This is a genomic window from Mycobacterium leprae TN, assembly GCF_000195855.1.
In the GTDB taxonomy this organism is placed as follows: domain Bacteria; phylum Actinomycetota; class Actinomycetes; order Mycobacteriales; family Mycobacteriaceae; genus Mycobacterium; species Mycobacterium leprae.
This window is the reverse complement of the sequence record NC_002677.1, coordinates 3,054,259-3,065,463: the sequence shown is the minus strand read 5'-3', so window position 1 is coordinate 3,065,463 and position 11,205 is coordinate 3,054,259. Positions and strand designations below refer to the sequence as shown.

General features: G+C 58.2%; 10 protein-coding genes. 5 read left to right on the top strand and 5 right to left on the bottom strand.

From position 1 onward, the window contains the following. Window positions 1–22 precede the first annotated feature (22 nt). Window positions 23–196, bottom strand: coding sequence for a DUF2613 domain-containing protein (locus ML_RS13145; protein ID WP_010908965.1), 174 nt, complete (start codon window positions 194–196; stop codon window positions 23–25). 146 nt (window positions 197–342) lie between these two features. Between ML_RS13145 and ML_RS13140 the strand changes: the two genes are divergently transcribed. From ML_RS13140 to ML_RS14545, 4 genes are all read left to right on the top strand, one after another. After that, window positions 343–1,506, top strand: coding sequence for a glycosyl hydrolase (locus ML_RS13140; protein ID WP_010908964.1), 1,164 nt, complete (start codon window positions 343–345; stop codon window positions 1,504–1,506). 69 nt (window positions 1,507–1,575) lie between these two features. Then, entirely contained in the window at window positions 1,576–2,202 is a 627-nt protein-coding gene (locus tag ML_RS13135; protein WP_010908963.1) for a TetR/AcrR family transcriptional regulator, read from the top strand. Between the two features lie 23 nt (window positions 2,203–2,225). Further along, window positions 2,226–2,384, top strand: a complete 159-nt coding sequence (locus ML_RS13130) for a hypothetical protein (RefSeq protein WP_156511872.1) — start codon at window positions 2,226–2,228, stop codon at window positions 2,382–2,384. 365 nt (window positions 2,385–2,749) lie between these two features. Further along, window positions 2,750–3,112, top strand: coding sequence for a hypothetical protein (locus ML_RS14545; RefSeq protein WP_172591935.1), 363 nt, complete (start codon window positions 2,750–2,752; stop codon window positions 3,110–3,112). Window positions 3,113–3,192: 80 nt separating this feature from the next. Here the strand turns inward: ML_RS14545 and ML_RS13120 are convergent, their stop codons facing one another. Then, the gene (locus ML_RS13120; RefSeq protein WP_041323489.1) at window positions 3,193–4,035 is read right to left on the bottom strand and encodes a MaoC/PaaZ C-terminal domain-containing protein; all 843 of its coding nucleotides are present in this window, start codon (window positions 4,033–4,035) and stop codon (window positions 3,193–3,195) included. A gap of 1,100 nt (window positions 4,036–5,135) precedes the next feature. Continuing rightward, the gene (locus tag ML_RS13115) at window positions 5,136–6,500 is read right to left on the bottom strand and encodes a 3-oxoacyl-ACP reductase (RefSeq protein WP_010908960.1); all 1,365 of its coding nucleotides are present in this window, start codon (window positions 6,498–6,500) and stop codon (window positions 5,136–5,138) included. Window positions 6,501–6,631: 131 nt separating this feature from the next. Between ML_RS13115 and ML_RS13110 the strand changes: the two genes are divergently transcribed. Further along, window positions 6,632–7,978, top strand: a complete 1,347-nt coding sequence (locus ML_RS13110; protein ID WP_162618294.1) for an acetyl-CoA C-acetyltransferase — start codon at window positions 6,632–6,634, stop codon at window positions 7,976–7,978. A gap of 421 nt (window positions 7,979–8,399) precedes the next feature. On the opposite strand, the gene ML_RS13105 is transcribed toward ML_RS13110, so the two are convergent. Together ML_RS13105 and ML_RS13100 are read right to left on the bottom strand one after the other, a co-directional pair. Then, window positions 8,400–10,235: an acyl-CoA dehydrogenase gene (locus ML_RS13105; RefSeq protein ID WP_010908958.1), complete on the bottom strand. Its 1,836-nt coding sequence runs from the start codon at window positions 10,233–10,235 to the stop codon at window positions 8,400–8,402. 351 nt (window positions 10,236–10,586) lie between these two features. Next, window positions 10,587–10,877: a hypothetical protein gene (locus ML_RS13100; protein ID WP_010908957.1), complete on the bottom strand. Its 291-nt coding sequence runs from the start codon at window positions 10,875–10,877 to the stop codon at window positions 10,587–10,589. Window positions 10,878–11,205 lie beyond the last annotated feature (328 nt).

The following is an 11,205-nucleotide window of genomic DNA, read 5'->3' as shown; positions in this document are numbered from 1 at the left end:
ACCCGACCGCATCGTCGCCGGATTAGGTACGGTTGCCGTACTCGACCCGGTTGAGTACTGAGGACTGCGGATCGCCCCCGGGCAGTGGTGGCTTTGTGTCCTGCTGCACCATCAATGTCATCCCGAAGATTGTGGCAGCGCCAAGCAACAGACCAACTACTACGCTGGCGGCTGCGGGCGCAACGATCCGGCTCATCGATGGCTCCTCGGGGTGCGCGATCGTGGATAGCGATAACCTAGCAGAGGACCGATCAGCATGAACGCGGTCGTCACCCCACCCCGGTCAGCGGGTGCCAGGTGGGGTGGGGCGCGTACGAATACCGGCCATGACACCATGGTCTGATGGCTTTTCCGCGCACTCTGATTGTGCTTGCTGCCGCCTCGGCCCTGGTGGTGACTTGTGGCCACGATGTTGCACAGGCTCCTGACTCGGCGTCGATCGTAGCCGGGGAGCTTACCGCCGCCGCGCTGACACCGGCGTGCGTCGATCTCCCGGCATCTGTGCCGGGGACCCTGTCCACCCGCGACAAGCTGGCCCAGCTGCTGATGGTAGGCGTACGTGATGCGGCCGATGCCAAGGCCGTTGTCACCGATCACCACGTCGGCGGCATCATGATCGGCAGCTGGACAGACTTGTCGATGTTGATCAACGGCGCGCTGACAGACATCGCCCGCAATCCGGGACCGCTGCCGCTGGCGGTCAGCGTCGATGAAGAAGGTGGTCGGGTGTCGCGGTTGAAGTCGCTGATAGGTATGGCGCCTTCGGCTCGGGTGCTGGCACAGACCAGCACTGTTGACCAGGTCTACGACATGGCGCTGGACCGTGGTCACAAGATGCGCGATTTGGGGATCACCATCGATTTCGCCCCAGTCGTCGACGTGACCGACGCCCCGGACGACAGCGTTATCGGTGGCCGCTCATTTAGCTCGGACCCGGCCGTCGTTACAGCCTACGCTGGGGCGTACGCGCGGGGTCTGCGTGACGCTGGCGTGCTGCCTGTACTCAAACATTTTCCCGGTCATGGGCATGGTTCGGGAGATTCGCACACTGGCGGTGTCACCACGCCGCCGCTGCAAGACCTGCAAACCAACGACTTGGTTCCTTACCGGACGTTGGTGGCCGATGCCCCGGTCGGAGTGATGCTCGGTCATCTGGACGTTCCCGGGCTGACCGGTGACGACCCAGCGAGTTTGAGCCCCGCCGCGGTGCAGTTGCTGCGCACTGGCGCTAACTACGGGGCCCCACCTTTCAATGGTCCGGTCTTTAGTGACGATGTGTCCAGCATGGCTGCGATTTCTGACCGCTACGGGCTGGCTGACGCTGTGCTACGCACCTTGCAAGCTGGCACCGACATCGCGCTGTGGGTCAGCACCCAGACAGTGCCTGCAGTCTTGGACCGGCTAGAGAAGGTGGTATCCGCGGGCGAATTAGCGATGTCGGCCGTCGACGCTTCAGTCGTGCGGGTAGCCACCATAAAAGGTCCCGGCCCGGGGTGCGGGCGCTAGCACAGTCTGCGTGGCAGCTGCGTCGGTGTTTACTCTGGAGTAAGAGCGTCCACGCTAAAGGGGCATGCGATGGCAGGTGGTGCAAAGAGGATACCGCGTGCTGTTCGCGAGCAGCAAATGTTGGACGCCGCGGTGCAGATGTTCTCGGTCAACGGTTACCACAAGACCTCGATGGACGCCATCGCCGCTGAGGCGCAGATTTCCAAGCCAATGCTGTATCTGTATTACGGCTCCAAGGAAGACCTCTTCGGCGCCTGCCTAAACCGCGAGATGAGCCGATTCATCGCTATGGTGCGTGCTGATATCGACTTCACGCAGAGTCCGAAGGACTTGCTACGCAACACAATCGTGTCGTTCCTACGTTACATCGACGCGAATCGGGCGTCGTGGATCGTGATGTACATCCAGGCGATGAGCTTGCCGGCGTTCGCTCAGACGGTGCGTGAAGCACGCGATCAGATCACCGAATTGGTGGCTGGGTTGATGCGGGTAGGCACTCGCAGCTCAAGACCGGACCATGAATACGAGATAATGGCCGGGGCGCTGGTGGGCGCTGGTGAGGCAATGGCCACCCGGCTCACGACCGGTGACATCGCTGTCGATGAGGCCGCCGAGCTGATGATTAACCTGTTCTGGCACGGCCTCAAGGGCGCACCCGCGGATCGAGATTTCGGCCCTAGCATTGTTGCTGGCTAGCGTATGGCTAGCGTATTCGTGCCGTGGCTGAACTTTCCGTCTCTTCCGAAGTCCTCATCGCCAGCAGTCCAGTCCGCCTCGCGCTGGGGTTGCTGATCGGCGACGCCTTTGCAGTTGGTCGTGCGACGCTGCCCGCTTCCGAGGTGCCGACCACCGTGGTGCTCACGATACGTTCGTGGTAACCGGACAACCGCGATTGTCATGAAGAATATTGCGTCCGCAGTGCTGTAAGTGCTCCTGATTGGCTCTAGGGCATTCCTAGGTCGGGAAGGCGCTCCCCGCTAATTCGCCAGGTGACCAGGTGGCTGAAGCGGCTGTCGTGCCACGATCGTGAGATCTTGCTACCCTGCTGCGATTGGTGCGAGCTAGGTGCAGTTTACGCTGTTCCGGCTGGCTGGCGTGTTAGCCGCACATGCGGCTGCTGGGCTGATCAAACGGATGGTTGGCGTGCCTGGCCGAACCATCCGGCTGTCGCAATGATGCTAACCGGGCTGCAATATCGGCACTTGTCAGCGTCGGGGCGGGTTGTGGGCTTTTGCTTGCATTGGTGCCCTCTGTTATGTTGCTGGGCAACGGCCGAAGTATCTTAACGGTCCGTCTGGCCAGCGGGATCACCCTGTTCTCAGTGTTCGTGCTTCTGGTTTTGAAGTCGCTGCTGACCGCATGGTTCTTGCGCGGAGGTGAGGCCGGCGTAACGCTTACCCCGACGCTGGCCACCAACGTGGCAGCGGGAGTAGTGTTGGTGTTGTTGATTGGCTTTCCGGGACGCACCTGCATATGCTTGCGGTTTCGCTGGCTGGTACAGCCGGGGTACTTGCGGGTTACCCCGGGCTCGCCTATCTGGGCGGCCATCTCTTTGTCTGGGAACTCGCCCGGCCTCACATTCTGGCTTTTTCTCGTTTTCTGCTAACCGCGGCTTACGCGTACAGACTGCAGTACTGCTTAGGGGGATTTCGCGACGATGCAGCGCCGAAGACCGATTAGTGTGCTTTACACGCCTTGCACGGTACCTGCCAGGTGCGGGTAGCCTTTGGCGATATTGCGCAGTGTGAGGTCCCAGTTGCCAGCGCTTTCGTCGACATAGAGCCCCGTGGTGGCGGGTAACACCACCGGCTTGACAAACCGGGCCGAATAGTGCACAGCATCCGGAAGTCGAGCTTCGATGTTAGCCAATACTGCTGCGGCACTGAACATCCCGTGCGCAATGGTAGTAGGGAATCCGAATAACTTGGCAACGATCGGGTTGGTGTGGATTGGGTTGTGGTCACCGCCGACAGCGGCGTAGCGGCGGATTTGCCTGGGGGTGATCTGCAGTACAGCGCTCGGAGGGAGAAGTTTGGGCTGTTTCTGGGACGGTGGTTTGGGCTCGTCGGACAAGCTGGTGCGTTGCAGGTGTAGGAAGGTAGTCACCTGATGCCACGCGGTGTCGTTACCGACGCTGACGTCGGTAACTAAGTCTACCAGCAGGCCCTTTCTGTGTTCGCGGAGGTTCTCGGCATGCACTTGCACACCGACGACGTCGGTCACAGCGATCGGCCGGTACTGCGTGATGTGATTCTCTGTATGTACTGATCCCATTGCGGCGAAGGGGAAGTCGAATCCAGTCACCAGGGACATCATAGCGGGAAAAGTCAACGCGAACGGGTATGTCAGCGGCACGTGATTGCCGTACCGTAGACCGGTAACCGACGCATAGGCCGACACGTTCGTGTGGTCGATGGGTAGTTCTTCGATGGTCACCGTCCGGCTGGGCAGCTGGTCTGTCCGGGGCAGAAGTGGTAATGCCCCGACGATCGCGCGCAAAATATTCTTCAAGCCGCTTGGCTGGTTCACTGTGTTCTCCTTGACGGAAAAATGCCTTCTTAACCGTCGTAAGACGAATCCGAATGTCAAGTTCGTTCAGCCTTCAAGAAGGCAATTTCGATGACATCAGTATCATACACCAATATTATATATGACCCGAGGTTGTGCAGGGTGTTGACATTGGGTGTGTACCAAGGGTCCTTGCGGATCCGTAAGGTATGCGTACATATCCTCACGGGGTAACCGAATTGGTTTGGCATTTCTAGGATTTTGGAGGGAAACTCTTTTGCATGATCAGAGACTCCGTCACCAAGCCGTTTCAATGTTCTTCTGGAGTGAGAGTGCTAGTCAACTCAGCGGACTGATGCACAAATAGTTAAGTACCACTTAAGGTTTCCGATCCCTGAAGAGAAACAGCAGCGGAGGAAATCATGCAATCAGTCACCGACCCAGCCTATATCCAATTTGGCACGTGGTAAGTTTTTCCTTTCTGGCACTTAAGATCCCGCCGAAGCTCTTCTTCGCGGCTGTTATACCGTCCGGACCCGGATATCATGGCAACGACGACACCTGCTGTCTTCTTCTTTTTCTCTCTACATCCTTTAAGAGACGTCTAGCAAGCAACATGGTGAAGCGCGTAGCCACCAACGCTAGGATTCCGCACAGGCAGGTGGAATCGGGGTGTTGGTACGATTACATCCAATGGAAAAGGTATGAGGAGCTCGTATTCGTTGAATTGTCCGCAATCTTGGTGAGTCTTAGCGATGATGTCAGCACTGCTCTATTGGGTACGACAAACTTCTTTGGATATTATTACGACCCTTTGGATGTCGCAATATTCTGCTTTGCAAAGCCGTAAGAAGCCTCAAAAGTTTGACTGCACCGTGGCACGCGTAATTTGACAACTTTTGATCAGCCAATGCAATAGCGTTGGCATCTCCATTAATATCACTGACTACCATAAATTTTGGTCACTATGATTTGTTATACAGCTGCCACGATAGGAGGATGCATGATAAGCGATATTATCAGCCAAATTATCATAGCATTTGGTTGATCTGACTATGTTGGTGTAAGTGTTTTCGCACAGAGATTTTCGTTTTAGCGTCGGGTGGAACGATTCGGTGAGGTCATGCACCGAGCATTGCCTGGCCACATACACGAATAACGTTTCCTGTCACCGCGTTGGACGCCGGTATAGCGAAGTAGGCAATGGTCTCAGCAACATCTACGGGCAGGCCACCCTGCAGCAACGAGTTCAGTCGGCGTCCTACCTCGCGGGTGGCCAGCGGGATAGCTGCCGTCATTTGAGTTTCGATGAATCCCGGTGCGACGGCGTTGATCGTGATGCCCTTCTCGGCCAGTCCCGGTGCTAGTGCTTGGGTGAGACCAATCACCCCGGCCTTAGCGGTGGCGTAGTTCGTCTGACCGCGGTTGCCCGCAATGCCGGCCATTGACGACAGGACGATCACCCTACCGCCTTTGCTTATGCTGCCGTTCCCGACTAATCCTTCGGTAAGACGTTGCGGGGCAAGAAGATTGACTTCCAAGACGGCATCCCATCTGCAATCGTCCATGTTGGCCAACAGTTTGTCACGGGTGATACCAGCGTTGTTGACCAAGATGTCGGCGTGCCCGCCTTGATAGTCATGTAGGTGCTCGGTGATTTTGTCGACGGCATCATCCGCGGTGACGTCGAGTGACAGTGTGGTGCCACCGACCCGATTGGCGGTTTCATCCAGCGCCTCAGCTGCGGATTCCACGTCGATCGCGACGACCCGGGCGCCATCCCTGGCGACCACCTCGGCGATGGCCGCGCCGATACCGCGTGCGGCACCGGTCACGATGGCTACCTTGTTCTCCAGCGGCCGGTCCCAATTGGTCGGTGGGGTGGAGTCGGCTGCCCCGACATAGAAAACCTGGCCGTTGACGTAGGCCGACTTGGCCGACAGGATGAACCGCATGGTGGACTCCAGGCCCGTGGCGGCCGGTTTGGCGTCCGGTGATAGATACACCAGCGCCACGGTGGCGCCGCGGCGCAATTCCTTGCCCAGTGAGCGGCTGAAACCCTCCAACGCGCGCTGCGCGATTCGTTCGTCGGTGCTGGTGGTCGCGTCGGGTGTCGTGCCGATGACCACGACGCGTGCACAGCGGCCAAGATTGCGCAGTAGGGGAGTGAAAAAGTTGTGCAGTCCTTTAAGCTCGGCCGGCGCTGTAATACCGGTGGCGTCGAAGACGAGCCCGCCGAATGAGTCGGTCCAACGACCGCCCAGGTTGTTACTTACCAGGTCGTAGTCCTTTTCTAGCGTCGCACGCAACGGCTCTACCAGCCTGCCGTCACCGCCGATTAGCAGGGATCCGCATAGCGGTGCATCGCTCGGCCGGTAGCGTCGAAGTGTTTCGGGCCGCGGAACGCCAAGTTGTTTCGCCACAAACGATCCCGGACCGGAGCTGACAATCTGTGAGAACAGATCCGATGAGCACTTGGGGGCCACTGAGCTGCCTTCCGTTTAAGCCAAACCTTATCGAGGTAAATAAACTTACTTGAGAGTAAGAACAGCGGGTAGTGTGACTCCCAACAGCTTATCCCCTAACTGATATGCTCGGAGAGACACGGAGATTACAAGTGGCCCCTGCAAGTTCTGTGGCAAGTGACAAGACTATTCAGAGGACCACGTTCGCTAAGCAAAGAGTCGCCGTGTTGGGCGGCAATAGGATCCCGTTCGCGAGATCAAATGGCGCCTATGCCGAAGCGTCCAACCAGGACATGTTCTCCGCGGCTCTAAGTGGTCTGGTGGACCGATTCGGGCTGGCCGGCGAACGATTGGACATGGTGATCGGCGGTGCTGTGCTCAAGCACAGCCGCGACTTCAACCTGATGCGTGAATGCGTGTTGGGGTCGCAACTGTCGCCATACACACCTGCGTTCGACCTGCAGCAGGCTTGTGCAACTGGTCTGCAGGCGGCGATTGTGGCAGCTGATGGCATTGCAGCTGGCCGCTATGAGGTGGCCGTTGCCGGCGGAGTCGACACCACTTCGGACGTGCCGATCAGCCTGGGTGACAACCTGCGCCGCAACCTGCTGAAGCTGCGCCGATCCAAATCCAACGTGCAACGGCTGAAGCTGGTGGGCGCATTGCCTGCCAATATCGGGGTCGAAATCCCCGCCAACAGTGAGCCCCGCACTGGGCTGTCCATGGGAGAACACGCCGCCATCACCGCCAAGAAAATGGGGATCAAGCGGGTCGATCAAGACGAGCTGGCTGCCGCTAGCCATCGCAATATGGCCTCCGCTTACGATCGGGGCTTCTTCGACGATCTGGTCACGCCGTTTCTGGGGCTCTACCGCGATGACAATCTACGGCCCAACTCTCATGTGGAAAAGTTAGCCACGTTGCGCCCGGTTTTCGGAGTTCAGGCCGGTGATGCGACGATGACGGCGGGAAATTCTACTTCGCTGACCGACGGCGCTTCGGTAGCGTTGCTCGCCACCGAGCAATGGGTTGCTGCGCATTCGTTGACCCCGTTTGCTTACTGGGTAGATGCGGAGATCGCCGCGGTTGATTACGTCAGCGGAAATGACGGCCTGCTGATGGCGCCGACTTACGCGGTACCTCGGCTGTTAGCCCGCAACGGGCTGAGCTTTCAGGATTTCGACTTCTACGAAATTCACGAGGCATTTGCCTCGGTGGTGCTGGCGCATTTGCAGGCGTGGGAGTCCGAGGAGTATTGCCGGCAGTGTCTGGGCCTCGATACCGCTCTTGGCCCGATCGACCGGTCCAAGCTCAATGTCAATGGTTCATCATTGGCTGCCGGTCATCCCTTTGCTGCCACGGGTGGACGTATCCTTGTTCAGACTGCAAAACAACTTGCTGAGCAGAAGGCAACGCAAAAAGGTTGCGGGCCGATGCGGGCTTTGATTTCGGTCTGTGCCGCCGGCGGCCAAGGTGTAGCTGTGATTCTGGAGGCTTGATGTCAGGTCACCAGCTGACCTAACCACGAAGCGATGACCGGCGGTGGCGCGAGAATTTTGTGCTGCGCGGTTGGTCCTTACGCTAGATGGATATTCGATGGCTGGGAGGGCTTCCGTGTCTGATTGAATCCCCGATCCAGACAGCAAGACGGGGGATGCTTGGGTCGATCGCTGGTCAGTCGACGCAGACCGGGCGCCCGAACAGGCCGTTGTTGGAGCGAGGGGATCCGACACCGTCTTTATTCTTTTAGAGAAAACTTAATATCTTTTTAGAGAAGAATTAATATATATATAGTGACTACGGTTAATATACCGTTAATATACGGTAACTACTGGATTAATATTTAGCGACTACCGGACTTAAGGTCCCCCGCTTCAACGTTGAAGCGGGGGACCTTGCAGTTCCGCTTGTCATCGACTACTAGAAGGCGGCTTCGTCAAGCTCCATGATGTCGTTGTCCAGCACCTCAAGCACTTCGCGAGTGCTGGTCAACAGTGGCAAGAAGTTTTTCGCGAAGAATGACGACACCGCGACTTTGCCTTCGTAGAAGGAACGCTCAGCGCTGCTAGCGCCGGCATCGAGTGCCTGCACCGCCACCGCGGCCTGGCGCTGCAGCAACCAGCCGATGATCAGGTCACCGACGCTCATTAGGAAGCGCACCGACCCCAGACCCACCTTGTACAAGCTGGTGACGTCTTGCTGAGCTGCCATCAGATAGCCGGTCAGTGAGGCTTCCATCCCCTGGATGTCGGTTAGGGCCTTGGCCAGCAGTTCGCGTTCGCTTTTCAGCCGACCGTTACCAGTCTCGCTGTCGACGAATTGCTGGATTTGTCCCGACACATAGGACAGTGCCACGCCCTTGTCGCGGACGATCTTGCGGAAGAAAAAGTCCTGCGCCTGGATGGCGGTGGTGCCTTCGTACAGCGAGTCAATTTTCGCGTCGCGGATGTATTGCTCAATCGGGTAGTCTTGGAGGAAGCCCGAACCACCGAGGGTCTGCAGGCTCTCAGTGAGTTTCGCGTAGGCCTGCTCGGAGCCCACCCCTTTGACTAACGGCAGCATCAGGTCGTTGATCTTGACCGCCAGCTTGGCGTCCACGCCGTGCACCGCTTCGGCCACTGCTGCATCCTGGAACGTGGCTGTGTAGAGGTACAGCGCTCGCAGACCTTCGGCGTAGGCCTTTTGAGTCATTAGCGACCGGCGCACATCAGGGTGATGCGTGATGGTTACCCGCGGTGCGGTCTTGTCGGTCATTTGGGTCAGGTCGGCGCCCTGCACGCGGGACTTTGCGTATTCCAGCGCGTTCAGATAGCCGGTCGACAGGGTAGCAATCGCCTTGGTGCCGACCATCATGCGTGCCTGCTCGATGACCTCAAACATCTGCGCTATGCCATCGTGCACATCGCCGACCAGCCAGCCCTTAGCGGGCACGCCGTGCTGGCCAAAGGACAGCTCACAAGTGGCAGACACCTTGAGGCCCATCTTGTGCTCGACGTTGGTGACGAAGACCCCGTTGCGTTCGCCGAGCTCACCGGTTTCGAAGTCGAACAGGAACTTGGGCACGAAGAATAGTGACAGCCCCTTGGTGCCAGGCCCGGCGCCCTCGGGGCGGGCCAGCACGAGGTGGAAGATGTTCTCGAATAGGTCGTCGGAGTCACCCGAGGTGATGAATCGCTTGACCCCATCAATGTGCCAGGAATCGTCTTCCTGATGAACGGCCTTGGTCCGGCCGGCACCCACATCCGAACCGGCATCTGGCTCGGTGAGCACCATGGTCGAACCCCAATTGCGCTCGGCAGCCCACACCGCCCACTTCTTCTGTTTCTCGGTGCCGAGGTGGTAGAGGATGTTAGCGAAGCCGGCACCGCCAGCATAAATCCACACCGCCGGGTTGGCGCCCATCAGATGCTCGTGCAGTGCCCATAACAGCGCCTTGGGCATCGGCGTGCCACCGAGTGCCTCGTCGATGCCGGCCTTGCTCCAACCGGCTTCGGCCACCGCCCTGCAGGATTTCTTGAACGACTCCGGCAGTGTGATCGAGTGAGTTTCGGGGTGGAATACTGGTGGGTTGCGGTCGCCTTCAGCGAACGACGCGGCGACGGGTCCCTCGGCCAGACGGCTGACCTCGGTCAACATTTCGTAGGCGGTGTCGGCGTCCAGATTGCTGAACTCGTCTGTACCGAAAGCCTTGTCCACGCCCAACACCTCAAAGAGGTTAAAAACCTGGTCGCGAACGTTGCTTTTGTAGTGACTCACTACGGTCCTCCTAGTCGAGAAAACCATCAAGAGGTTGGGTACTTCGGACTAAGTTACCCACCAGTAACACCGAATAAAATATATTATCAGTCAATATAGTTCAATTAAAAATATACCCGATCAACAAATAGGTCAACGATATATCGAAATAAGTCAACGCAAGTCGGTGTCGGTTACAATGCACCGGTCAACCAACCAGCCAACTGGTTGGCTAGGATCTTTGCGACCACCTGGAAATCCATGTCATCTGCGTTGATAGTGGGTGGACAAATTGCCGACCGGCTGGTGGGGTTGCCATACGGCCCGTAACGGCGGCCGGTCATTATAGCGTAATCGGACCCGCTCGATTGCTCACCAATACGATCCCATGCCGACCTGAGCCCAGATCTTAGGTCGGCATGGATCAGCCCTCTCAGCAGGGCCACTGGCCAATTGTCCTATGCCAACGGCAGCCCCGGTGGCAACAGTGGTCCACTGTAAGGCGGCCTGTTCGAGGATGCTTAGCTGGCAGGCTTGCTGCTGCCGCTGGATTCGATCAGCTGGCCACGGCAGCGCGTGTCGTTTGCCCTCGATCCGATGACCTTCTGGCGCGCATGGCTCGGCGGCACCCAACACCGCCGCAGCTGTGCTCGAGAACCCCAACCTCGCACCGCCTACCGCGATGGCCCGGGGGTTCCCATGCTGTTTGCTGCATGTGGTCAAATAGCTCGCCTACCCGTGGCGAGGTAGACTCAATGCGAACAGATCGACATCGGCCTTGGAACGTGTGCCTATACATGTGGGCTCGGTAAGCCGCAACATCTGTGGTTGCTGGACCCCAAGCAGTGGCCCGGCTGCATTGCCCGGGATCATCCGCGAATGGGGCCGGTACGCTGTAGGATATGGCGCGTGCATTGTTCGGACATTGGCTGGTATCGTTAGTTAGGTGGTCCGCCTGAAGTGGTCGACTCAAAGACTTTGTTGGGCCACC

Coding starts and splice junctions, on each gene's coding strand:
- ML_RS13145 (WP_010908965.1), bottom strand. CDS start 196: ATGAGCCGGATCGTTGCGCCCGCAGCCGCCAGCGTAGTAGTTGGTCTG.
- ML_RS13135 (WP_010908963.1), top strand. CDS start 1,576: ATGGCAGGTGGTGCAAAGAGGATACCGCGTGCTGTTCGCGAGCAGCAA.
- ML_RS13140 (WP_010908964.1), top strand. CDS start 343: ATGGCTTTTCCGCGCACTCTGATTGTGCTTGCTGCCGCCTCGGCCCTG.